Origin of the sequence: Candidatus Kuenenia stuttgartiensis (assembly GCF_900232105.1) — a bacterium.
Lineage (GTDB): Bacteria > Planctomycetota > Brocadiia > Brocadiales > Brocadiaceae > Kuenenia > Kuenenia stuttgartiensis_A.
The window spans coordinates 2499185-2522670 of record NZ_LT934425.1; the positions used below are offsets into that span (position 1 = coordinate 2499185).

Sequence of the window (23486 nt, forward strand, 5' to 3'; positions counted from 1 at the left end):
TCGGCATGAAGTGCCTCTTTGCAGACGCTCGATTCAGTAGTATTTAAGGAATAAAATAATGAGCTGGAGGAGTAAATGGATAAGGTAATATTCAATGACAACGAAGAGAAAGCTGTTTTGAAACTTAAAGAGGTTTTGACGGAAAGATTCAAGCTTCTGGACTTTCGGGTTTTTGGCTCAAAGGCACGTGGCGAAGCCTTGCCTGATTCCGATATCGATGTCATGATAAAAATTGATGAATATTCACCGGAAATTGAGTCGGCAATTGACGATCTTGTATATGAACTAAACCTCAGCTATGACTGTTTTATATCGGTTATCATCTTCAGCAAAAAAGAGATAGAAGAAGGTCCTATGAGTGAGTCACAGATATATAAGGCGATCGAAAGAGAGGGAATTAAGGTTTGATTCCTGATGATAAGAAAGATGCCCTCGCAAGATACAGGATAAAACAGGCAGAAGAAAGCCTTGCGGAGGCGAAGTTTCTCTTGGTAGGCAAGCAGAGTCCCCGCTCTGTGATCAATAGGTCATATTATTCAATGTTTTACGCTGTATCGGCTTTACTTGTGTATGAACAATACTCATCTTCAAAGCACAGTGGTGTTTTGAGTTATTTCAATAGACGTTTTGTAACAGGCGGTATTTTCAGTGAAAATCTCGGACGGTCTATAAACAAGGCATTTGAATTAAGACAGCGAGGAGACTATCGTGAGTATTTTGAATTGACTTATGAACAGGTTGAACCTTATATTTCTGAGGCGGAAGTCTTTATAAATGCGGTGAAAAACTATTTACAGAAAATAACAAAACCCGCTGCTGAACAGAATGAACATTGAAAGAGAGCGATTTTAGTGGGTGATCCACCTATTGAAATGCCAGTAGAATGGGATAAATATGTAGATGAACCATTAACAGAGAAGGAACTGGAAAGGTTGTGGCAGAGCGTAAACAGGCAATCGCCCTTTGGGGATATTATCTGGCAGCAAAAGGTATGCAAAGCATTATGGATTAGAATCGACCATAAGACCTGTGGAAAGGCCAAAGAAAAATGAGGAAGGCAAGAAAAAGTAGCCTGTCCCCTTTCCCTGCCTTTCCCTTTCAAAAGAATGGCATGGATATTCACAGCACTCTTATGAAACATTACCTTTACCAACAAAATATATTAGCGCAAGGGATGTTTTGAAATTTCGAGACGATGCCTTTCCTAAATATTTTGAAAATCCAGTTTATTTAAAAATGATAGACGAAAAGTTTGGGAAAAAAGTCAAAGAACATATTCAGGAAATGACAAAAACCAAATTAAAAAGGAAGTTAATTGAAAACCAATTCTAAAAATAACCAAAAACATAGTTTGGTTTTAAAAAATATTCAGTTAATAGTATACGATTTTGATGGTGTTATGACAGACAATAAAGTTATCGTACGAGAAGATGGGCTTGAAAGTGTTGTTGTTAATCGGTCTGATGGTCTGGCAATAGAAATGATAAAGAGTAAGGGAATAAAACAAATTATATTGTCAAAAGAAAAAAATAGGGTTGTAGAAATGAGGGCAAAGAAGCTTGGTATTTCGGTCATTAAAGGCATAAACAACAAAAAAGAAACCCTTATTTCTTACTGCAAAGAAGAAAATATTCAACTCAATGGTGTGGTTTACATAGGAAATGATATAAATGACCTTGAGGCTATGAAGATGGTAGGTTATCCCATATGCCCTTTAGATGCATATGAAGAAGTGAGAGAAATATCAAAGATTATTCTTGATGTTCCAGGTGGAAATGGAGTGGTTAGAGATTTCTTAAAATATATAAAGATTGATTGTAATCAAGGGGATACATAATGAATACAAATCCGTATGTAAATGAAGAAAAGTTGCCATTTATAATTGCTGAAATAGGTATAAACCACAACGGCAGTGTGGAAATAGCCCAAAAGCTAATCGATGGGGCAGTCTTCGCGGGTTGCGATGCCGTAAAATTCCAAAAAAGAACAGTAGAAAAAGTATATTCAAAAGAAGAACTCGATAAATATAGAGAAAGTCCTTGGGGAACTACAAATAGGGAACAAAAACTGGGTCTAGAATTTGGTAAAGATGAATATGATGAAATTGCTATGTATTGCAAGGAAAAGGGAATCTATTGGTTAGCATCAGCTTGGGATTTAGATAGTCAAAAGTTTTTAAGGCAGTACAATCTTAAATATAATAAGATTGCCTCTGCTCTGCTCACGTATAAAGAATTGTTGGAAATGGTTGCAGAAGAAAAAAAATATACGTTCATTTCTACAGGAATGAGCACCATGGAAGAAATAGAACGAGCTGTTAATATATTTAGAAAAAGAGATTGCCCTTTTGAGCTTATGCATTGTAATTCCACCTATCCTATGAAGGACGAAGATGCAAATCTCAGGATGATTCAAGTATTGCGTGAAAGGTTCAACTGTAAAGTTGGATATAGCGGTCATGAAGTAGGATTAATAGTATCCTGCGCTGCTGTAGTCTTCGGGGCAACTTCGATTGAGCGACATATAACACTTGATCACGCCATGTATGGTTCTGATCAGTCAGCCTCTGTTGAGGTAACGGGGTTCTGGAAATTAGTAAAATATATTAATGCGATTACGTTGGCAATGGGAGACGGTATCAAAAAGGTAACCGAAGAAGAAAAAAAAGTTAAGGCTAAACTAAGAAAATATGAATGGGACTGATTCACATTAAATATGGAGACAAAACGTGTAGCGATTGCTGGTTGCGGCAATGTTTCGGGTGACATCGACAATGATGCTAAGAAGAGGCATATTTATGGCCATGTAAAGGCAATCGGAATGGTAAAAAAACTTAAGCTCACGGCCTGTTGCGATATAAACGAAGGCCGGTTAACAGCATTTGCCCAGAAGTGGAAAATTTCACGTTCTTATCTGGATTTGCAAGAGATGCTGCGCAAAGAACCAATCGATATTCTCGTTATAGCAACTCCAACAAAAACTCATTATGAAAATGTCCTCTTGGCTTTGTCGAGCGATGTTAAGGTGATATTTTGTGAGAAACCAATTGCATTCGATCTCTCGCAAGGTGTTGAACTGGTGAAGAAAGCGGAAGAATCTGGGAAATTGCTGGTTGTTAATTACATGCGGAGATGGGATGAATTTTATGCCGAATGTAAGAACTTGGTAGAAAGCGGGAAACTGGGGAGGATCGAGACAATCGTTGCTTATGTAGATACTGCTTTTTATATGAATTCAAACCATATGCTGGATATGCTCATTTATTTTGGTGGCGATGTCCTTTCATGTGTGGGGCATATTGACAGGATTAATAATACCAGAGTTGTTCATGATGAAAAAGATTTTGGAGGCATTGCTTTTATCAAACACAAAAATGGTATTATCAGCTTTGTAAAAGCTACCGGCGAGTCACAGAGAAACCATTTTTTCGAACTTGATATTCAATGTACAAAGGGGAGGCTTAGGATATTGGATGATGATATGAGATATGAGGTGTATAAGTTCAGGGAGAGTCCTCAGCATAAAGGGTTGGATGAACTGGCCATTGACTATACCAAAGTTAATGATATTAAAAGTGAGCGGGTAGTTAATGCCTATCTCGATATCCTGGATTGTATCGAAAACAAAAAGGAACCTAAAATTACTGCTAAAGAAGCACTGAAATCATTGGAGTTGATTAATTTAATCTATAAATCAAATTCTATAGGTCATTTACCAGTAAATTCATCGCTATAAGAAAGATTATGAAAAATAATAGATTAGCTATTCATGGAGGAAAGCCGCTCAGAACAAGAGAGTTCAGGTCAAAACCCTTTATTACAAAGGAAATGATAGATGGTGTCAAATCCTTAATGCGTGAAGGTAGACTGACAAGGTTTATTGGCTCTCCTGTACCGGGCACCCATGAAATTATCGGGCTTAAAAGCTCTGAAGTAGAGGGTCTTACCAATAGCGTTTCTTTTCTTGGTGGGGCAAGCGTGAGAAAACTTGAGAGTAAATGGTCGGGATTGCATAAGGTAGATTATTCTATATCAGTAAACTCGGCGACATCAGGGCTGACAGCAGCAATTATGGCCCTTAATATAGGGCCTGGAGATGAAGTTATGTGTTCTCCATTTTCATTTACAGCCTCAGCGACTTCGATTGTTCTTGCCAATGCAATTCCTGTGTTTGCTGATATTGATTTAGATACGTTCTGCCTGTCTCCTGAGGCTGTTGAAAAGAGTATCACACAATCTACTAAGGCAATTATGCCCATCCATTGGAATGGTAATGCCGGGAATCTGGGTGCAATAATATCGATAGCAAAGAGAAAAGGGCTCAAGGTAATCGAAGACGCAGCACAGACACCTGGCATATTATATAAGGGCAAATTTCTTGGTACTTACGGTGATGCCGGAGTTTTCTCGCTCAATGAACCAAAGAATGTAATGACAGGCGAAGGAGGAATAATTGTTACCAATAGCAAAGAAATAGCTATAAAATGCAGGCTCATTAGAAATCACGGTGAGGCTGTTGTTAATGAAAACTCACCGGATGATCTGGTAGCCAATGCAATCGGCTACAATTTCAGGTTGGTCGAATTATTAGCTGAAATAGGCGTTGCACAGTTAGATCATCTTAATAATTTGAATAAGATAAGAGAAGAAAATTATACCTATCTGGTCAAAAAGCTCATATCAGAATTCGGTGAATATCTCAAGCCTCAAAAAATTACTCATCCGAAGTCTTATTCACCTTATACTGCGGGTTTCCGCTGGATGAGTAAAAAATCAAAAATACACAGGAATATAGTGGCGGATGTCCTTCGCGCAGAAGGAATACCGGTTGCAAGTGGAGTAGCAAGGCTCATGTCTGATAACCCGTTGTTCCAGCGGCAGCTAGCATATGGAAAAGACCATTGTCCTTTTTCGTGCCATTTGTATAAGAGAAGAGGAAAATATTCCATCCCTGACATGCCGAATGCAAGAAGACTGCAGGATGAAGAATATTTAGGTTTTTTCCAGGTAGGATGGCCAAATACGATTAAAGATATGAATGATATTGTTAAGGGATTTAGAAAGATTATGGCAAATAAAGACTCTTTATCCCGAATGCCTGTTTTATCAAAGGCGAATATATTTACATCTGGGAGATAGAGATGAAGAATGAGGTCTTGGTTGTAATCCCCGCCCGTGGAGGGTCGGTTCGTGTTCCGAAGAAAAACATAAAAATGCTTAACGGCAAACCATTAATTGCCTACGTTATCGAGGCTTCCAGAAATGCAAGGACTGTTAGCCGTATAATTGTTTCAACGGATGATGCTGAGATTAAAAATGTCACAACTAATCTTGGGGCAGAGGTTCCTTTTAAAAGACCGGCAGATATCTCTGAAGATGTCCCTACAGAAGATGTGATTATACACGCTGTCAAGTGGCTTAATGAGAATGAGCGTTATTTTCCGGATATAGTTGTGACTCTGGAACCGCCATCACCTTTCAGAAAATCCGAACATATAGACAGATGCGTTAACAGTATCATTGCTGATAAAACAATTGACTCAGCCGTTACAGTCTATTATGCCGGGGCAAACAGGCCTGAATGGATGGTATACGTGGATAAGGATAATTTAATCAGGCCATATACTGATTATTTTAAAAAACAGGGCGAGGCATTATTAAGATTTCCTGCCAGCCAGGAATTTGAAAAATTATATCAGGTTAGTGGTGTGGTTATCGCCTGCAGGACTGAGGTTCTCTTTAAATCCAAGAGTCTGGTTGGTAAAAAATGTGCCGCTGTTGAAATTGATCGAAATGAGACATTTGACCTGAACTACCAAGAAGATTTTGAGATATGCGAGATATTAATGAAAAAACGTTTTCAATAAGTATTATTCATAAAAAAGGAGAGGGATTTGCCTAATTATCTTGAAACCAATTACTTTGAAGATGAATATGCTCAGGACAGGTATCCGCAGAAATTGTGCAATTTTTTGACCGAGTGTTACTTTAAAACGGGAGATTCTGGCAAGATTCTGCTGGACATAGGATCTGGGAAGGGCAACTATCTTGTTGGTTTTTCAAGAAATGGTATGATTGTAAAGGGTTTGGATAAGAGAAGAGAATGTATAAGGATATTACCAGATTTTGATATCTGTGAATGTGACTTGGGAAAAGACCCATTCCCATTTGAAGATAATTATTTTGATTTTGTTTTCTCTAAATCTGTACTGGAGCATGTATATAATACTGAAAATATAGTCAAAGAGACTTATCGAGTGTTAAAACCTGGGGGTATTACGGTACAGTTAACACCTGACTGGGCTACGGATTTTAAATACTTCTGGGATGACCCTACCCATGTAAAACCTTTTACCAGAAAAGGTCTCAGACAGGCCTTTATACTCGGTGACTTTATAGAGGTCGAATGCAAGGAATTTTACCAAATTCCTTTTTTATGGAGACATCCGGGTCTTGTTTTTATTACACGAATTATATCTTTACTGCCGAATTCTCTTAAGTGGAAAGATAAAGAAGAAAGAATTCAAAATGTTCTTATTCGTCACTCTAAAGAGCGTATGCTTCTTTTGAGTGCACAAAAGCCATCTCAGCGATGAAAAATTCCGTGGGAATCATGCAGGGGAGATTATCCCCTCCAGTTGATGGGAGGATACAGGCGTTCCCTTGGGATTGCTGGGAACGGGAATTTTTTCAGGCTAAAGAAATTGGCTTAGATCTGATAGACTGGATTGTAGAAGCAGATAGACTTCATGAAAATCCAATTTTGACTAATCAGGGTAGTAAGACAATAAAGACACTTATGTCAAAGACCGGAATTCGCATTGGTGCAGTATGTGCTGATTATTTTATGGATTGCCCACTCCTGAGATGTTCTCCTTCTGAACTGAAAGAACGTTTGGAAGTACTTGATTTATTAATTGTTCGTTTAAATAACCTTAATATTAAATATCTAGAAATACCATTTGTGGATAATTCCGCGATTAAAGATGCTGCAGAATTAGAGCAGATAAAGCAGGTTATCAAACCGACCCTTGAGAAGGCTTACCAACTCGGGGTAACTTTTGCATTTGAAACCTCACTTCCAGATGAAACATTTAAGGCCTTTTTGCTAAGTCTTAATCATCCTGCAGCAAGGGCAAATTACGATACAGGCAATAGTGCTTCCCTCGGCTATAACCCGAAGGAGGAATTAGAGGCTTACGGTAAGCTGGTAGTTACAGTTCACATAAAAGACCGAATATTAAATGGAGGAACAGTGCCTTTGGGTCAGGGTAATACTGATTTTGCCACATGTTTTTTGACGCTAAGAGCTAAAAAATATGCCGGGCCTTTTATACTCCAGGTAGCAAGATCTGGTGATGAGATCGAATCAGCCAAGGGAAATCTGGCGTTTGTAAGAAAGTATTTGAATGAGTGAGGAACTATGTCAAAAAATAAAATGAAAATTCTATTTATCGGTCTTGGTGGCATAGGGCAGAGGCATTTGAGAAATATTTATGCCAAGTTTGGGGGCGATGCGACACTGCTTGCCTATCGTGTGCGGAATCTAAAGCAGGCTATAACTCCGACTCTGACCATAGATGAAAATGTTGATCTTATAGAAAAGTACTCGGTCGATATTTTTACGGATATGGATAATGCCCTCTCTCAATTGCCAGATGTGGCCTTTATTTGCAATCCATCGAGCCTTCATATTACTTCTTGTCTAACTGTCGCTAAGGCAGGTTGCGACTTTTTTGTGGAAAAACCTCTATCAAATTCTCTCGATGGCATCGAAGAATTAGTATCCATTTGTCAATCAAAAGGACTGATAAGTTTCGTCGGCTACCAGCTTCGATTTCATCCCTGTTACAGATTGTTTAAAGAGCTTATAGCAAAGGGAACCGTTGGGAAATTATTGTCTATTCATGCTGAGGTTGGAGAATATCTGCCTGACTGGCATAAGTATGAAGATTATCGGCAGATGTATGCATCGAGAAGTGATTTAGGTGGAGGGGTAGTGCTGTCACAGATACATGAACTGGATTATTTATATGATTTATTCGGCGTGCCAAGCAGGGTGGTTGCATTAGGGGGTCATCTAAGTAATTTAGAGATTGATGTAGAAGATGTAGCCGATATTTTGATGGATATGACCTTTAATGGGGGGAGACTGCCTGTTTCTGTGCATATGGACTATATTCAGAAGCCTCCTTCTAGGAATTGTAAGGTAATAGGAGAATCGGGAAAGATTACTATGGATCTCACCGAACTTAAGGTGATTGTGGAAAAACCCGGTAAGGAAAAGGATATCCATGATTTTGGCGGTTTTGAACGCAACGAACTTTTTGTCAGAGAAATAGATCATTTTTTTGAATGTGTTGCTAGCCGTAAGCAACCTGTCGTAACACTTATGGATGGAACGAATAGTTTGAGGATGGCGTTAGCAATTAAGAAATCGATGGAAACTGGAAAAATTATTGGTCTCTAAATGAATACGAAAAAGGTAAAAACAAAGATAAACCAGCTATTTGACCTTTCTGATCGTGTTGCGATAATTACAGGAGGCGCTGGTATGCTTGGTGAGATGCATGCCGAAGCTATCGCCGAAGCAGGAGGGTGTCCAGTTTTAGTCGATATTAACGAAAAAGAAGCTATAAAAAAAGCAAAAATTATTTCTGAAAAATATGATGTAGATTCAATTGGGATTAGGACAGATATCACTAATAAAACCGACGTAGAGGCAATGTTGGAAACTGTCTTAAAAAGATTTGAGCGAATTGATATTTTGATCAATAATGCAGCAAATGACCCCAAAGTAAAAGCTAATAATGAGAATAAAGCGGGGAGCAGATTTGAGAATTTTCCACTTGAAACTTGGAATCAGGATATAGCAGTAGGATTGACCGGAGCCTTTTTATGCACTCAGATAATCGGTTCTGAAATGGCAAGGCGAAAAAGTGGCGTCATATTGAACATTTCTTCTGATCTTGGGTTAATTGCTCCAGATCAGAGAATTTATACAAAAGAAGGTTTACCTGAAGACAAGCAACCTGTTAAGCCAGTCAGTTATCCAGTAATAAAAAGCGCTCTTATAGGACTGACACGTTATGCAGCTACTTATTGGGCTGAAAAAAATATTAGAGTCAATGCGATATGTCCTGGCGGCGTCCAGAGCGAACAGCCGATGGATTTTTTGGAAAAATTAACTTTCAGGATTCCAATGGGCAGGATGGCAAGAAAGGATGAATATAAAGGCGCAATATTATTTCTCATCTCAGAGGCTTCTTCCTATATGACTGGTGCGGTTTTGGTTGTGGATGGGGGAAGAACATGCTGGTGAAAAGGATTTGTGCAACAGCCTCATGTGCTATTTGTAATAATTCAGATTTTATTCGGTATCCATACAACAAGCATAATAGAATTGCCAAGAAATTCTTCAAGTATTATAAGTATTATCTCTCTCTCTTTATTTCACCTATACTGAAATTGAAAGTATTCAATCCAAATTATTATAGAATTAATTTATTAAAAAAAAGATTAATTTGGTTAAATAATTTGGCTAATTGGGCGAAGGAAGATGTTCTCTTTTCCCCTAGATTTGATATCCTGAAATGCAAAAAATGTGGATATGGGGTATATGATAGACAATTAGATGTTAAATTCCTGCATAAATATTTCAATGATACATATTTACCCCATCCCTTCTCGATTTCATCTAACGAATATCATAATGAAAGCCTATACCTTGAGGATATTCGTGCAATAGGACAGTATAATTTTGTTAAGGATGAACTTCGACATTTTTCCAAGATTAATATGCTTGAGATTGGAGGTGGCGGGACTTTATTTCCAAGATTAGTAAGAGAAAAGCATCAAGGACAAGTATTTATAAATGTAGTTGAGGCAAATGATTTTTGGGTACCATATTACAATGAATTAGGTATAAAATTAATAGCAAAATTTTTCCCTGAAGGCGAAATAGATCAAAAATTTAACTACATCCATGTTTCCTTTTGTCTTGAATATGTCTATGATTTGTTTGGTGCGATAAACAAGTTAAGGTATATGTTGACAGAAGATGGGCTGCTTTTTATAGCTGTGCCAAATTGCAATTCTGATTGGTATTCATTAGATCTTACTGACACGCCGCGTATTCATTTTTTCGCAAAGGAATCCTTGGCTAACCTCATGGAAAATTATCATTTTAAGGTATTATCGCTTCAAGAATATGGATTAACCCATTACGAACAATGTATGAGGGAAAGAGCCCCTAATAATTTCGATGAAAAAATACTTGAGGAAGCAAATATTTCTATAAGGGAAAATACCCCTCGCGCAGACGGAAATTGTTTGAGAGGGTTGTTTACTTTAAAAAACCATTCATTATTTGATGTATAGGCTGGATGGAGCAAAATTTATAATGTTATATAGGAAAAGAAGCTGTTAATCGATATATAACTATTATATGAATGAAAACATTACAAACTTTTACAATGTCAACTTTAAACAAGATGCGAGCTTTCGAGGTGCTAGACATATTTAATATAAAAATTTTACTATTTCCTTTGTTTTAAGTCTATCTGGAGTTTCGGATTTAATGCTATTGAAGACCGATAAAGAGACAAAAAAGGTAATATTTTTCTGCCCTGGCCCTGAGTATTTGTTTTATAACACTGGTATTTATTGTCTTTGGGAATTGTCACGCTCCTATTCAGTTGTTTTGCTATTAGATTTTCCATACCATGATTTAAACAAACTAGAGAAGTTGAAAGAAAAAGGAATAGTGCAAGATTATATATACATTTTTTTTAATCCGACAACGCACTTAAAACTATTTAAAATGTTTAAAAGGCATTGGCATTACTATCGGGTATGCAGATTTATTTTTGCCAAATATCAACCTACCGCGATCATTCAGCACAATGATTACGATCCACTAAATATTTATTGGTTCAAAGAAGCCTCCTTTCGAAAGTGTAAAAGAATAAGGTTTAATGCTAGCCATTCGCCTGATGATCCAAATCGTGATATTCAAAGGATGCAGCTTATGCATATAAACAGCCTGCAAAATAAATTTAAAATCCCGTATTGGCTGGCATTTCTCTTTCACTATTTTAATCATATTACGTCATATTATTTTGGTTATTATATAGTGCCTTTCGTAATTACAGGTCGTGTTTTTAAGCCAAGCATAAGATCCTTTCCAATTAAAAAGAAATGGTATAATAAAAAAATAAATTATTATGAACATAGCATTGCTTATTCAGAAAAAGAAAAGAAAGGTTTAGTGGTTTATTGTGGAGAACCAGCGACTGCAATAAGAAATCCTTTATATGATATTCAGGAGGATGTATTTTTCTGCCTTTACGGGCCAATAGAGGAAATGAATACAATTCTTATTTTGCTAACTGCCTCCGAAATGCAATATATAGCGAAAGCGAAGGATATGCCGCAGGAGGACGTAATTCAGTTCTTTTTTGATAGGTGGTCAGAGGCCATTGATATTTTAAAGAACAAATTCATTAATTATAAAATATTCTTGAAATTGAAACCCGGCCAATCAAGAGATATTCAGTTCCAATATAATGAACTTGCCAAACGCCTTTTAGAGCATAATGGGCATATCTCTATTATCCCGAGTGAAGAAAACACCCAAAAATTAATACTTGAAGCAAAAATTATTGTAACCAGTTATTCCTCTGTTCTATGGTGGGCCAATCATCTTAAAACTAAGAAAATCTTAATCAGCCTTGATATATTTGATATACCGGAGGGTGACCTTTTCTCAAATACAGAGGGTATTTGCTATTTTGATAGCTTAGAAGCATTGGCTAAGTATGACTTTTCAAAAGTTTCACAAAAAAGGAAAAGTATTTTGCCGGAACTTACATTGACAGCGTTTATGAAAAAACATGTTGGGGTTTGAATTTTATAACGGATGGTAAGATAATATGTTTGAAGATTTACTTTCAGTAAAAAAGCCTAAAATATCGATACTGACTCCATCATTAAACCATGGTAGGTTTTTGGTTGATACAATAGAATCTATTCTCAGTCAATCCTACAGAAATTTTGAGCATATTGTTTTTGATGGAGGTTCAACAGATAATACTATTGAAATTTTGAAGAAATATCCGCATATCCGGTGGATTTCTGAGAAAGAAGACAACATAGTTCAGGCATTTAGAAGAGGATTGGATATGGCTAAGGGAGAATATGTCATGCAATGCTGCGTTTCAGACGGCTACCTAAATAAAGACTGGTTTAAACATTGCGTGGAGATATTGGATTCAGATGAGGAAGTTTCTCTGGTGTGGGGATTACCACAATATATGACAGAGGATGGCTACCTTCGCAATATTTCATATGTAGAATTTTTTAATGATCATCCTCCCCAGAAGATGGACTTCTTTCCTTTTTGGTTAGCTACAGGGTTTTGGTATCCAGAAGGAAATTATTGCGTTTCCCGAAGGGTTTTTGATATATGCCTTCCCAAAGATGACCCTAGAGATCCTTTTATAGATCATTTGCATATGGGATTTATTTATAATTTTAATGCCCTTGGCTACCTTCCTTATTTTCTTCCTGTAATTGCAAATTATGGCAGAACGCACGAAGATTCAAGAGGGAAGCGGTTATCTAATATAGAAATGCCTATTATGGATAGATATTATAGGTATGTAAAAGATTATAAAAATAAATTTCTCAAAGGAAGTAGCATTCATGTTTTTAAAAACAGAGTGTCTACAATATTGAAGGAAGTTACTCATGCTGAGATTAGAAAATGTAGGTGGAAAATACTGAGATATCGCATTATTAACTCAAGATGTGTTCGGACTGATATTTATACTATGCAAAAAAAGTTACGTAAGAAAATAAAGGACAAACAACTATTAAGTTCCATTAAAAAGTTTTATAGCACTTTTTTTTGAAGGTTATAGGAATATTTTTACGTGGCAAAACACATTGAATAAGATTTTTAAAAAAACGAAATATAACTTGAAAGAAATTTTTTTTAAAATTTTCTTAAAATCTCTAAAAACAACAAATATAGAAAAACGTGAAGAATGGTTGAAGAAGACACTAAAAAAAATTCCAGATGGTTCTCGTATTCTTGATGCTGGTGCAGGAGAGCAGCAGTACAGGTGCTTCTGTACCCACCTAAACTATGTAGCTCAGGATTTTGCTCAGTATGACGGCAAGGGCAATGATGCAGGGCTACAGATGGGAAATTGGAATCAATCCAACCTCGACATCATTTCTGATATTACAGCAATTCCAGAACCAGACGCCTCTTTTGATGCCATAATGTGTGTGGAGGTACTTGAACATCTAACTGATCCCATTAAAGCAATTCATGAGTTTGCTCGCTTACTCAAACCAGGTGGACGTTTGATTTTAACCGCGCCTTTTTGTAGCCTGACGCATTTTGCCCCTTTCCATTTTTATAGTGGATTTAACCGCTATTTTTACCAAAAATGGTTGAAAGAACTTGGGTTTGATATTGTTGAGATAGTGCCAAACGGCAACTACTTTGAATTTCTCCAACAAGAAATTATGCGATTAAATCTTATGTCACTAGAATATGCAACAAAAGCTAAATCATTAAGTATGATTGAATATTTTGCTATATGGAAAATACTGCGAACATTAAAACGTTTGTCCAAAAATGATAACGGTTCAAATGAAGTCTTGTGTTATGGGTATCATGTCCTTGCTACTAAAAGGTAATTAATAAAACGGATAATTGATGAACCTTAAGAGTAAAATAAAAAAAATTCAATTCTTATATACTATAAATGCATATTGGAAGGCAAAACAAACAAAAAGAAATTACGCAACTATAAAAAAATATTATGAGGTTCTTTCTGCCGAAAGAAAAATCATATATCAGGAAAATAATATTCCAAATCAGTTGGCTGATTCTTTTAGTGAAAGAAATATCAAGATAAGGCCATTACCAAAAGGGAATTTAAGAATTATCTATGTAGGAACAGATGAGGGGCAAGATTTTGGAGGGATTATACAGGGTTTACGAAAGTTCGGAGAGGTTATTGCTTTTGATCAAAAATCTGGTCTATATGGACAAATGCTTTTTGATAAAAAGGGAGTAGATGTTGCCCAAATTAACGGAAAACGACTAATGGCAATTGTCCATGACAACATTAATTCATATCCTTTGCACGTTGTTATCGGCCAGATGTGGGGCGGGACAATGGATTCCAGTATATTGCAAGCTGTGAGAAATATGGGAATCCCAGTTGTCAATATTTCTATGGATGATAGGCATGCATTTCGATTGAGAAAAGTTGATGGCAAATGGATGGGAACATCCGGTCTTATTGGGGCAGTAGATCTTGTCTGTACAACAGCAAAGGAATGTTGCTTATGGTATCAAACAGAGGGTTGTCCAGCTATTTACTTACCGGAGGCAAGTGATCCAGAGTTATATAAGCCAGGTACTGTTACAAAGGAGTACGATGTCTGTTTTGTGGGAGCAAATTATGGGATTAGACGTAAAATTGTTAAGGCTATCGAGAAAAAAGGTATCAGAGTTACATCTTATGGGAATGGCTGGCCAAATGGGAGGATAGATGTAAAAATATTACCGGAAATTTTTTCTAAGTCCCGCGTAGTATTAGGTGTAGGCACTATTGGTCATTGTACAGATTTCTATTCGTTGAAGATGCGGGATTTTGACGGGCCGATGTCAGGGAGTTTTTATTTAACTCATGATAATCCTGATTTATATGAGCTTTATGATATAGGGAAGGAAATAGTAACTTATCGTAATCCCGAAGAATGCGTTAATAAAGTTGAATATTATCTTACACATCCTGATGAAAGGGAAACCATTGCTAAAGCTGGGAAGGAAAAGGCTATAAAGAACCATACATGGGAGAAAAGATTTGATAAGGTATTACGAGTCGTTGGAATTATTAAATAGAAAAATACAGGGATTTATTAATGCCTAAAGTTCCTTTAATAAGTGTAGTAATGCCGGTATACAACTGTGAGCAGTATGTACGAGAGGCAATAGAGAGTATTCTTCACCAAACGTTTCAAGAGTTTGAATTTATAATTATAAATGACGGTTCAACTGATCAGACACCAGAAATATTAAATGAGTATGCAAAAAAAGATATTAGGATAAAAGTAATAAATCAACTTAATAGTGGTATAGTTGTAGCTCTTAACAGAGGCTTATTTGAATCGAAAAGTGAATGGATATTCAGAATGGATGGAGACGATATTGCTTTGCCCCATCGGTTTGCAGTTCAGATAAAGGCAATTGAGAAAAATCCTTCTTTAATTCTTCTTGGTGGATGGTGTCAGCAAATTAATACAAAAGGAGTTTTTTTAAAGGTTAATAAATATCCTTCTCATCATAATAAACTAATACACAATTTAGAGGCACATAACCAGTTTTTTCCACATCCAACTGCATGTTTTCGCCGTGGAGTAGTTATGAAATTAGAAGGATATAGAGAAAGATTTCGTCATGCAGAAGATATTGATTTGTGGTTTAGAATGGTAGGACATGGTCAATTTGCTTGTTGTGACGATGTAATACTTTGTTTAAGAAAACATGAAAAGAATATATCTGATTTTGATTTTGGCAGAATTCAACAGGTGAAAGCTGTTGCTGCATTTATATGTAATTTTCAACGCAAATATAGACGTTTTGATCCATCGCAGATGAATGAAAAAAACTGGCAGGAATTTTTGTTTTGGATTGAAAATGAAATGGACTCAAATGGATACTTTCGAAAAATGCGAGGAATGGATGCATTAAGAAAAGTCTGGTACTCCAAACCAGGAACAAATATGTTAAAAAGGGGGGTATCTGTAGTCCGTGAACTAATTCGCAATCCTGTAGCCAGGAAAATTATTTGGAAGCAATTTGGGAATAGCAATTTTATTCTAAAATTAGCAAAGAGAAGCGAAGAAGCATTGAAGTAAATGAAAGATATAAAAGCAACAAATTTGTAAGTTGTCAGATAGTGTTGTGTCTCTTTAACCGTGCAGTTATCACAAATATTGTTAAACCGCACTTTCAAAAACTCTTAATGTATTTTTTACTGCATTTTCCCATGAAAAATTTTCTGCCCTTTTTAATGAAATTTTTTTCAATGTTAAAATTAAATTCTTATCTGTTATTGTTCTGCATATTGTATCTGCCATGGTAATAGGATTCATAGGGTCGAAGTATACAGCAGCGTTTCCGCACATCTCCGGCATGGGTTCTATATTAGAAGATAGTATTGGAGCGCCACAAGCCATTGCCTCTATTAAAATATTTGGGCAATTCTCACAGGTAGAAGGGTAAACAAAAAGTAAACACGAAGCATAAAGAAAAGGAAGCTCCTCGTACGACACCTCTCCCAGAAATAAGACCCTTTCTTCAAATTTCCTTTCTCGTATAAATCGCATCATTTCATCATAATAACCATCATCAAAACATCTCCCCACTAATACAAGTTTTATCTCATTATCTATTTTGTTACAGATTAGTGAGAATGCCTTTATAAGCTCAAAAAAGTTCTTATAACGATGGATATTTGAAACATAAAGTATAAATTTACTAAGATTATATTTGTTGCCTATTTGTTGTTTTTTATCTAAATCAACGTTTTCATGAAATAATTCTTCATTCTTTCCATGATATATGAGATTGGCATGCTTTAAAGAAAGCCCAAGATTCTTCATATCGTGAATCGCCTTTTTTGATATAAATATTACCTTTTTTGCTCTCTTGATGGATGCTATAGTTAATAATTTTAGGAGTTTTAGTCTGTACTTTTGAATTTTACGTTCGGCATCAATAATTGCATCGTCGAATGGGGCAAGATTTTGTATCATGACAACATTTGGTATCGTTGAAAAAAGAGGGCATATATTCCCAGGAGAAAAAAGAACATCAACGCCTTCTTTTTTCAGGATAAAAGGCAAGATTAATTGTTCCCACAAAATGCGTAATAGAGGATTTCTTGAGGCCATTCTAAAAGATAAAAATGTAAAATCGGGGTGTTGAAAATAAAATACATCTTTTCCTTTGAGTGTTGTGAGTATAAGAAATTGATGGTGAGTGTTTATTTTTGACAAATACGTTAAGAGATTTTTTATATAGGTGACACCTCCGCCGGCAACGGCAGATGTCGTATTAATGGCTATTTTCATGTAATATTAATCCATTAGGACACGGATAAATACTGATAAACGCGGATTATATAACATTCCCGTATCTGAAACAACGAATAAAATATTGTGTGACAGTTCTGTTTACCGCAGAGAAAGCGGAGACTTAGTCGCGAGTCTTCGGTGTGAGCGCAGACGAACACTCAGTTGAACGATCGCAGAGGCAGCAAGGTAGGTAATGGTTCACCAGGCGCAAAGGTAGTATTTTAATTTTTCTTTGCGTCTCTTATTATAAGGAGTATAACCTATAATTATCCGTCGGAGGAGCTTGAAGAAGAAATCAGGAAAGATTTAAATACTTTAAAGAATGTGATAAATTAAAAGATAAAGGTTGCTGGCTTGTCAGTTTTAGTAAATATCGTTGTCCCTGTTTTCCAATGTTGCTGAGGCACTTAGACATGCATGGCTTGTGTAAAGTAAATATGTCAGCTATGAACATTGGAGTGTCAAGATTCAAGATCTGACCCTCGGTACTGTCATATCAGATGGAAAGCGATGATAATGCAGTAATAAACGGCATACGTCAGAATACAAAAACCGGCAGACCTTGCGGTGGCAAGTCTTTTATAAAAAAAGAGATTAATGGCATTATCAAAGGGAAGACCGCCAAAGAAAAAATAAATGGTTGCCATCCCTATTATTCCCTCATATCGATAGGTGTATAATGCCTTGCTGAGAAGGGAGCAGGAAAGCCGTATGAGGGAAAAACCTCACGTAAGGTTTGATGAGAAGATGCTGGAAATAGGGTATGGTTGAGATGGTGTGTGACACTCTCAGAGGAAACGGAGAGAAACAGGGAACACAAATCTTAACCTGTAGCCACTACATCAGTGTTTTGCTTTACATTTAATAAGGAAGATTGTTAAAGATATGATTGATGCTATGCCAGAGGATGAGCTTAAAAAAGTCTTTGGAATCCTGGAACGTCTTATAGAAAAAGACAGTAATGAAGCGTGGTCAGTATGGGAAGAACTTGGTAAAGACGCTGCTGAAGGCAAATGGAATGATGCTTCAGAAAGACACGATTTCTATTTATACGGAATAAAGAAATGAAAATCTTTATTGATACCAGCGCGTGGGTTGCCTTAGAAAACAGAAAAGACATTCACTTGATAAAGATTTTGAACAAATGGGCTTTGCAAAAAGCCCTTTGCTAACGTATATATGACGTGGGGAATATTTTCCAAACTACTTTTAAACAAATATGGAAATCACAAAAAATATTCACAGTTTCGCAATCGGGTTCATAATAATGTTGTACCCTTTTCAGTGCCGGTTTTGCCCGTCATTCCATGTTTCTACGTATCAAGAAGATACTGAAGAACTCAAATGTTTTCTAATTAAATAAAATGAGAATTTATTTTGATAGTTGTAGCATTCAAAGACCATTTGATGATAAATCTCAAATTCGTATTAGAATTGAGACAGAAGCGATTTTAAGTATTACCTAAATCCTGCAAACAAGGCAAAGCCTTGTTGCAGGAATAGGATTGAAATGGTAGGATTTCCAAGGTATTCGGCGGTATATTGATAACAAAAAACACCTGAAAGGAGATTCACCATTTCGATGAAGAATATAGCAAAAAAATACAGCAAAAGACAACCGAAAATCAAGGCAGAGATGAGCGGGAAAGGCTTAACGGTACATGCAGGGCTTTTACCGGTATTGAATTTTATGGGTAAGCTGATGTTCCGGGAGAGAGTCCATGAAGCGGTCCATAAGGATCGTGGAGCAAATGCCCGGTATCAGTTTATCGATGCGGTACAAATGGTAGTGATAGGGTTGATAGCAGGGGCGACATCGATGGTAGAGGTGATGAAGGTGTGTACAGATGAGGTATTGAAGAAGATGTCCGGGTGGAAAGAGGTACCTGTAGATACTACGATAGGACGTATTATGAAGCTGGCGAGTCAGGGAGATATAGTGGAACTGACGGGGGTGATCCACCGGTTTAGGGGAAAGATATGGAAGCGTGCGGTGAGATCAGGCCATAAACTCAGGAGTGCTCTTTGCGAAGTATGGATAGATGTTGATTCTACCGTAGATGGTGTATATGGGAAACAGGAGGGTGCAGAGGTAGGATATAATCCGCACAAGAAGGGGCAGAAGGCGTATCATCCCTTAATGGCATTTATTGCAGAAACAAAGGAGGTATTACATAGTTGGTTCCGCTGTGGAAGCGCCTACACGAGTAACGGAGTAGTAGAGTTCATGAAGGAATGTATGGCGTACATGAATAAGGGGGTAAGGGTGGTATTTCGGGGAGACAGCGGTTTTTTTACCGGAGAATTACTTGAATACCTTGAGTCAATATTGGCGGGATATCTGATTAAGGTAAAGCTGAAGAATCTGGAAGGATTGCTTGAAGGGCAGAAATGGAATGAGGTGAAAGGGGAGCCAGGATGGGAACAGGCTGAATTTTGGTATCGATGTGCAGGGTGGGATCGTGCGAGACGTTTTGTGGCAGTGCGGCAATTGGTCAAAAGAGAAAAGAAATTAGTAGAAGTGTCCGTGTATGAGTATTTTTGTTACGTTACAACGGAGCGGTTAAGTCCGATGGAAGCGCATCGTTGTTATGGAAAGAGGGCTACCTGCGAGACTTTGATAGAAGAGAGTAAAGGACAGATGAATGCGGGGCACATACGTACGGGTGAATTTTTGGCCAATGCTGCGCTATTTCAGTGTGCGGTGTTAGCGTATAATCTTTTGAAGTGGATGGGATTGCTCAGTGGTGGAGTGATACAAAAGTGGGAAGTAAAGACGATGAGACTGTGGTTAATCCGTGTGGCAGGGAAACTGGTGGAGAGAAGCCGGCAGATGACATTAAAATTGCCGGAGAAATTTCTCCATCAGGAGGAATGGGAAAAGTGGGAACGCATGTCACTGGATGTAGTTTTTCAGTAGAAAACCGACGTTGTATTTCGTTTTTTTAGTCTTTTGAGAGTGGTAAGTATACCGCAGATGGAGACAGTACATCCCTATCTTGATTTTCATTGCATCAGAGAGCACGTTTCCGACAATTTCCCATGTCTTTTTGTTTAAAGTAGTACAATAGCGCTACCACAATTGCTAAAAAACGGATATCTGTTATCGCTTTTTGCCAATCTTGGTAGTGGAAAATACTGATTTTCGCATTGCGAAAATCGTTTGCAGGATTTAGGTATTATAGAACTGATTGAGGATGGAAGGATTGACCTGATTACCTCATCAGTGGTAGAATTTGAGTTAAAGAAAACACCTGATCCGGAACGAATATCTTCTGGATTAAAAGTAATATCGTTACATTCAGAAAGAATTACTTTGTCTGATAAAATTGTTAAGAGAGCCAAAGAATTTGAAATGCGAAATATAAAGGCAATCGATGCGCTACACCTTGCGATTGCTGATGTAGAAAAAATAGATTATCTTTGCACATGCGACGATAGGTTTCGCAAAAGTGCAAGCAAGATCAAAAAGCTAGATACAAAAATTGTTTCTCCTATAGAATTTATAGAGGAGTATGAAAATGATTACGATAACAAATAATGAAATAAATAAAGAAGCGTTTGAAGTTCTTTTTAAAGAACTTGGCGTTAGCAAAACGATACGGTTTATAAACCAGTTTAGCGCTGGAAAAGGAAACTATACTGAAATGAAAGATAAAATATTTAAAGGAATGACGGTGGATGATATAGTTTCTGAAATCGAATCAAACAAAGATTTACCATAAAATTTATGAGGAGATTCGTAACGCAACGTTTTTAAAAGGAGAGAGAGGATGCTATGCCAGAGGAAGAATTTAAAAAAATCTTCGAAACACTGGAATGTATTATGGAAAAAGACAGTAATGAAGCGTGGTCAGTATGGGAAGAACTTGGTAAAGGCGCTGCTGAAGGCAAATGGAACGATGCTTCTGAAAGACACTATTTCTGTTTGTACGGAATAAAGAAATGAAAATCTTTATTGATACCAGCGCGTGAGTTGCCTTAGAAAACAAAAAAGACATTCACTTGATAAAGATTTTGAACAAATGGGCTTTGCAAAAAGACCTTAGCTAATATGTATATGCCATGTGAAATATTTTTCAAATTCTTTTTAAACAAATTTGGGAATCAGAGAAAAATTTTTCCACTTTCGTATCCGGGTTTATAATAGGAGCATTTCCGATTTTTTGTAACCGTTTGTGTGATTGGGGCAAAACAACGCAGCAAGGGGGATGTGGCAAGCCTGTCCCCCGCTGGCGGGGGATTAAGGGGGTGGAATTGTCTGCGGAGGAAATCTGGGAGGTTTATAACATGAATAGCCATAAATTTTTCTTCTCATTCCTACGTTCTGCGGGAATGCATGTCACGAAGCAGGATAAAATTGTCCATTTGACCAGTCTGCGGAGCGTGGGAAAGAGGGTCAAATTTGTTTTCATAATAAAGGGGTAGTTGAATCGATGGAGAAATCCAGTCCACCCCCTGCACCCCCGCCAGCGGGGGACATAGTTTGAACAACAGGCGCATTCCCGATTTTTGGTTAACTAATTGTACATTGTAACACAAGCATCCTGCTTGTGGCATTTTACCCTCAAACAGGAAGCTTGTGTTACTATTCCTTTCCCTCTCCCCGCTAATGACATTTTTACAAAAATCGGGAATGCTCCCGTTCATAATAAAGAAACAGGCTTGCCCACAGGTATCTGAACTTTCGCTGACAGGCAATGAAGTTTTACAGCAATAACAAGACACTTAGTCAAAGATTTATCTGATAGATTGTGTATAAAATTTATGTATTGTATGACAAGGTGAGAATGTTGCATTTTTTTGAGAGAGGCGTACAAGCGCTGCAAATCCAATGGAGGAAGCGCCGGGGCAGACGGGATTACATTTGAAGATGTGGAGTCATACGGGGTGGAGAAGTTTCTTGGAGAGATAATAGAGGAACTTGAAAACAAAACCTACGAACCACAGCCGGTACTGAGAGTGTACATACCTAAAACCAACGGTAAGACACGACCATTGGGAATCCCTGTGATAAAAGACAGGGTAGTGCAGATGAGTGTAAAGCTTGTAATAGAGCCGATATTCGAAGCAGACTTTGAAGATAGCTCCTACGGATTCCGACCGGGACGTTCAGCGGGCGATGCTGTGAGGAAAATCAAAAGAAAGACTGCGAGAAGGGAAAACAGAGGTATTTGACGCAGACCTTAGTTCTTATTTTGACACAATACCGCACAAGGAATTGTTACTGTTAATAGGGATGAGGATAAGCGACAAGAACGTACTGCACTTGATAAAAATGTGGTTAAAAGCACCGGTGGTAGAGGAAGGCAAACCAGGTGGCTGGAGGAAAAATAAGATAGGAACACCGCAGGGAAGCGTAATATCACCATTATTAGCAAACATATATCTGCACATGCTCGATAAAGCAGTCAATAGAGAGAATGGGGTTTTCTATAAGTATGGGATAACAAATCATACGTTATGCGGATGATTGGGTACTGATGGCAAAGCGAATACCTCGTGAAGCATTAGACTATCTCAATAGGAAACACAAGAAATACTGGAACATAGAACCAAGCAAGAAATCACAAAAGAAGGTTAGGGAAAAGATAGGAAACTACCTCAAGGGCAATGGGCATAAAGCGGCGGAAAAAGTAGCTAATGAATTGAATGCAATAACAAGAGGATGGATAAATTATTTCACAATAAAGGAGTAACGTATCCAAACAAGGTGAAAAGAGACCTACGATATTATCTTTTCAGGAGATTGACGAGATATTATAAGAGGAAAAGTCAGCGCAGGAGCAAGCTCTATAATCGGGGAGCGTTTAAGGAATTAGTCAATAGATATGGACTAATAGACCCGACAAAATATGTTCCTGTCAGACAACCTGTGAAAGCTTAAGAAGAAGACTGTCCGGAAAGCCGTGTGCGGGAAAATCGCATGCACGGTTTGACGAGGGGGGCAGATGATAAGTATATGGCGGAGATATGGTGGCACTGGCGGAAAACCAGCCAGCAAACAGAGAAAACAAACTTCTGCCTAAATTCTCGTCGTCTGTTTCTACCTCTACCGTTTATTCGTGGCTAAATAATTAAATGGAGAGAAAATATGTTTGATAGAATATACATTTGATTCTCAGATTATGGGTGGAAGAGCGTGTATTAGAGGTATGAGATTCCCGGTTTCTGTAATTGTTGGGCAAATTGCACATGGGGCTACCTATTGAGGAGGTACTGGTTGACTATCCAGACCTGGAACGTGAAGATATACAGCAGGCATTAGAGTATGCAGCGTGGTTGCAGCAGGAGGAAGTCCATACGGTATAAGTGGTTAAA

At 37.4% G+C, this 23486-nt stretch carries 30 protein-coding genes and 1 pseudogene; 28 read left to right on the forward strand and 3 right to left on the reverse strand.

The features are described from left to right. Positions 1 to 75 precede the first annotated feature (75 nt). The 18 genes from KSMBR1_RS11590 (at position 76) to KSMBR1_RS11675 (ending at position 15944) form a co-directional block, all read left to right on the forward strand. Positions 76 to 408: a nucleotidyltransferase family protein gene (locus KSMBR1_RS11590; protein WP_099325479.1), complete on the forward strand. Its 333-nt coding sequence runs from the start codon at positions 76 to 78 to the stop codon at positions 406 to 408. Further along, complete coding sequence (locus KSMBR1_RS11595; protein WP_099325480.1) at positions 405 to 836, forward strand: HEPN domain-containing protein; 432 nt, start codon at positions 405 to 407, stop codon at positions 834 to 836. The genes KSMBR1_RS11590 and KSMBR1_RS11595 overlap by 4 nt, the downstream gene beginning before the upstream one ends. A gap of 15 nt (positions 837 to 851) precedes the next feature. Next, positions 852 to 1052: a hypothetical protein gene (locus tag KSMBR1_RS11600; protein WP_099325481.1), complete on the forward strand. Its 201-nt coding sequence runs from the start codon at positions 852 to 854 to the stop codon at positions 1050 to 1052. Between the two features lie 263 nt (positions 1053 to 1315). Next, positions 1316 to 1837, forward strand: a complete 522-nt coding sequence (locus tag KSMBR1_RS11605) for a KdsC family phosphatase (RefSeq protein WP_230407995.1) — start codon at positions 1316 to 1318, stop codon at positions 1835 to 1837. Continuing rightward, entirely contained in the window at positions 1837 to 2703 is an 867-nt protein-coding gene (locus KSMBR1_RS11610) for an N-acetylneuraminate synthase family protein (protein WP_099325482.1), read from the forward strand. The genes KSMBR1_RS11605 and KSMBR1_RS11610 overlap by 1 nt, the downstream gene beginning before the upstream one ends. A gap of 12 nt (positions 2704 to 2715) precedes the next feature. Next, positions 2716 to 3735 carry a Gfo/Idh/MocA family protein gene (locus KSMBR1_RS11615; protein ID WP_099325483.1) on the forward strand — a complete coding sequence of 340 codons (1020 nt, stop codon included), beginning with the start codon at positions 2716 to 2718 and terminating at the stop codon, positions 3733 to 3735. Positions 3736 to 3743: 8 nt separating this feature from the next. After that, positions 3744 to 5138, forward strand: coding sequence for a DegT/DnrJ/EryC1/StrS family aminotransferase (locus KSMBR1_RS11620; protein WP_099325484.1), 1395 nt, complete (start codon positions 3744 to 3746; stop codon positions 5136 to 5138). A 2-nt stretch (positions 5139 to 5140) separates the two neighbouring features. Further along, entirely contained in the window at positions 5141 to 5866 is a 726-nt protein-coding gene (locus tag KSMBR1_RS11625; protein WP_099325485.1) for an acylneuraminate cytidylyltransferase family protein, read from the forward strand. Positions 5867 to 5893: 27 nt separating this feature from the next. Next, entirely contained in the window at positions 5894 to 6595 is a 702-nt protein-coding gene (locus tag KSMBR1_RS11630) for a class I SAM-dependent methyltransferase (protein WP_157820547.1), read from the forward strand. Continuing rightward, positions 6592 to 7416 (forward strand): sugar phosphate isomerase/epimerase family protein, encoded by an 825-nt coding sequence (locus KSMBR1_RS11635; RefSeq protein ID WP_099325487.1) that lies wholly within the window; start codon positions 6592 to 6594, stop codon positions 7414 to 7416. Before KSMBR1_RS11630 ends, KSMBR1_RS11635 begins: the two co-directional genes overlap by 4 nt. Before the next feature lie 6 nt (positions 7417 to 7422). After that, on the forward strand, positions 7423 to 8469 hold the full coding sequence (locus KSMBR1_RS11640) for a Gfo/Idh/MocA family protein (protein ID WP_197705182.1): 1047 nt from the start codon (positions 7423 to 7425) through the stop codon (positions 8467 to 8469). Then, positions 8470 to 9321, forward strand: a complete 852-nt coding sequence (locus tag KSMBR1_RS11645) for an SDR family oxidoreductase (protein WP_099325488.1) — start codon at positions 8470 to 8472, stop codon at positions 9319 to 9321. Further along, positions 9312 to 10379, forward strand: a complete 1068-nt coding sequence (locus KSMBR1_RS11650; RefSeq protein WP_099325489.1) for a methyltransferase domain-containing protein — start codon at positions 9312 to 9314, stop codon at positions 10377 to 10379. The genes KSMBR1_RS11645 and KSMBR1_RS11650 overlap by 10 nt, the downstream gene beginning before the upstream one ends. Before the next feature lie 367 nt (positions 10380 to 10746). Beyond that, complete coding sequence (locus tag KSMBR1_RS11655; protein WP_157820548.1) at positions 10747 to 11907, forward strand: hypothetical protein; 1161 nt, start codon at positions 10747 to 10749, stop codon at positions 11905 to 11907. Between the two features lie 25 nt (positions 11908 to 11932). Further along, positions 11933 to 12913 carry a glycosyltransferase gene (locus KSMBR1_RS11660; RefSeq protein WP_099325491.1) on the forward strand — a complete coding sequence of 327 codons (981 nt, stop codon included), beginning with the start codon at positions 11933 to 11935 and terminating at the stop codon, positions 12911 to 12913. Positions 12914 to 12947: 34 nt separating this feature from the next. Further along, the gene (locus tag KSMBR1_RS11665; protein ID WP_099325492.1) at positions 12948 to 13712 is read left to right on the forward strand and encodes a class I SAM-dependent methyltransferase; all 765 of its coding nucleotides are present in this window, start codon (positions 12948 to 12950) and stop codon (positions 13710 to 13712) included. Positions 13713 to 13731: 19 nt separating this feature from the next. Continuing rightward, positions 13732 to 14928 carry a CgeB family protein gene (locus KSMBR1_RS11670; RefSeq protein ID WP_099325493.1) on the forward strand — a complete coding sequence of 399 codons (1197 nt, stop codon included), beginning with the start codon at positions 13732 to 13734 and terminating at the stop codon, positions 14926 to 14928. A 20-nt stretch (positions 14929 to 14948) separates the two neighbouring features. Continuing rightward, positions 14949 to 15944: a glycosyltransferase family 2 protein gene (locus tag KSMBR1_RS11675; RefSeq protein ID WP_099325494.1), complete on the forward strand. Its 996-nt coding sequence runs from the start codon at positions 14949 to 14951 to the stop codon at positions 15942 to 15944. Between the two features lie 81 nt (positions 15945 to 16025). Here the strand turns inward: KSMBR1_RS11675 and KSMBR1_RS11680 are convergent, their stop codons facing one another. Both KSMBR1_RS11680 and KSMBR1_RS22460 read right to left on the reverse strand, forming a co-directional pair. Further along, positions 16026 to 17162 (reverse strand): glycosyltransferase family 4 protein, encoded by a 1137-nt coding sequence (locus KSMBR1_RS11680; RefSeq protein WP_099325495.1) that lies wholly within the window; start codon positions 17160 to 17162, stop codon positions 16026 to 16028. A 494-nt stretch (positions 17163 to 17656) separates the two neighbouring features. After that, positions 17657 to 17812, reverse strand: a complete 156-nt coding sequence (locus KSMBR1_RS22460) for a hypothetical protein (protein ID WP_157820550.1) — start codon at positions 17810 to 17812, stop codon at positions 17657 to 17659. Between the two features lie 238 nt (positions 17813 to 18050). Between KSMBR1_RS22460 and KSMBR1_RS11690 the strand changes: the two genes are divergently transcribed. From KSMBR1_RS11690 to KSMBR1_RS21030, 5 genes are all read left to right on the forward strand, one after another. After that, the gene (locus KSMBR1_RS11690) at positions 18051 to 18233 is read left to right on the forward strand and encodes a hypothetical protein (RefSeq protein WP_099325497.1); all 183 of its coding nucleotides are present in this window, start codon (positions 18051 to 18053) and stop codon (positions 18231 to 18233) included. Between the two features lie 514 nt (positions 18234 to 18747). After that, positions 18748 to 20085, forward strand: coding sequence for an IS1380-like element ISCku8 family transposase (locus tag KSMBR1_RS11695; RefSeq protein WP_099325498.1), 1338 nt, complete (start codon positions 18748 to 18750; stop codon positions 20083 to 20085). 243 nt (positions 20086 to 20328) lie between these two features. Next, positions 20329 to 20706 (forward strand): type II toxin-antitoxin system VapC family toxin, encoded by a 378-nt coding sequence (locus KSMBR1_RS11700; protein ID WP_099325499.1) that lies wholly within the window; start codon positions 20329 to 20331, stop codon positions 20704 to 20706. Further along, positions 20687 to 20890 carry a hypothetical protein gene (locus KSMBR1_RS11705; RefSeq protein ID WP_169703637.1) on the forward strand — a complete coding sequence of 68 codons (204 nt, stop codon included), beginning with the start codon at positions 20687 to 20689 and terminating at the stop codon, positions 20888 to 20890. Before KSMBR1_RS11700 ends, KSMBR1_RS11705 begins: the two co-directional genes overlap by 20 nt. 53 nt (positions 20891 to 20943) lie before the next feature. Continuing rightward, positions 20944 to 21114 carry a hypothetical protein gene (locus tag KSMBR1_RS21030; RefSeq protein WP_157820551.1) on the forward strand — a complete coding sequence of 57 codons (171 nt, stop codon included), beginning with the start codon at positions 20944 to 20946 and terminating at the stop codon, positions 21112 to 21114. A 371-nt stretch (positions 21115 to 21485) separates the two neighbouring features. Here the strand turns inward: KSMBR1_RS21030 and KSMBR1_RS11715 are convergent, their stop codons facing one another. After that, complete coding sequence (locus tag KSMBR1_RS11715; protein ID WP_230407996.1) at positions 21486 to 21707, reverse strand: hypothetical protein; 222 nt, start codon at positions 21705 to 21707, stop codon at positions 21486 to 21488. A gap of 261 nt (positions 21708 to 21968) precedes the next feature. Between KSMBR1_RS11715 and KSMBR1_RS11720 the strand changes: the two genes are divergently transcribed. The 5 genes and pseudogenes from KSMBR1_RS11720 (at position 21969) to KSMBR1_RS22030 (ending at position 23477) form a co-directional block, all read left to right on the forward strand. After that, complete coding sequence (locus KSMBR1_RS11720) at positions 21969 to 22343, forward strand: RNA-dependent RNA polymerase family protein (protein ID WP_157820553.1); 375 nt, start codon at positions 21969 to 21971, stop codon at positions 22341 to 22343. 28 nt (positions 22344 to 22371) lie between these two features. Beyond that, on the forward strand, positions 22372 to 22638 hold the full coding sequence (locus tag KSMBR1_RS23480; protein ID WP_420886566.1) for a hypothetical protein: 267 nt from the start codon (positions 22372 to 22374) through the stop codon (positions 22636 to 22638). A 10-nt stretch (positions 22639 to 22648) separates the two neighbouring features. After that, a complete protein-coding gene (locus KSMBR1_RS11730) occupies positions 22649 to 22864 on the forward strand; it encodes a group II intron maturase-specific domain-containing protein (RefSeq protein WP_099325505.1) in 216 nt (71 codons plus the stop codon). Beyond that, positions 22834 to 23052, forward strand: a complete 219-nt coding sequence (locus KSMBR1_RS21035; RefSeq protein ID WP_157820554.1) for a hypothetical protein — start codon at positions 22834 to 22836, stop codon at positions 23050 to 23052. Before KSMBR1_RS11730 ends, KSMBR1_RS21035 begins: the two co-directional genes overlap by 31 nt. Positions 23053 to 23293: 241 nt before the next feature. After that, positions 23294 to 23477 (forward strand): annotated as a pseudogene (locus KSMBR1_RS22030) (DUF433 domain-containing protein). Positions 23478 to 23486: the final 9 nt, after the last annotated feature.